The organism is Robiginitalea sediminis, from assembly GCF_002198115.1.
In the GTDB taxonomy this organism is placed as follows: Bacteria; Bacteroidota; Bacteroidia; order Flavobacteriales; family Flavobacteriaceae; genus Robiginitalea; species Robiginitalea sediminis.
Window position 1 is genome coordinate 1 of record NZ_NGNR01000012.1, and the last position, 264, is coordinate 264.

Below are 264 nucleotides of genomic sequence, written 5' to 3' on the forward strand. Positions count from 1 at the left end.
TGACGGTAACTGCGATACAGCCACTGTTACGATTTCAGTAGAGGATTCGGACATGTTTCCGGATGCCGTAGACGATGCCGTCACCACCCCGGTAAACACCCCGGTTGATATCGATGTTTTGGCCAATGACGTAAATGTTCCCACAACAGGTACCCTGACCGTTACAGACCCGGCCAATGGCACGGTAACGGTGGACGACAATGGAACGCCCGATGACCCGAGCGACGATGTGGTAACCTATACCCCGAATCCGGATTTCCTGGG

1 protein-coding gene is annotated in these 264 nt (G+C 54.2%); it reads left to right on the forward strand.

The features are described 5' to 3' along the window. A partial coding sequence (locus CA832_RS15070) for an Ig-like domain-containing protein (protein ID WP_233131873.1) occupies nt 1-264 on the forward strand: 264 nt, incomplete at both ends.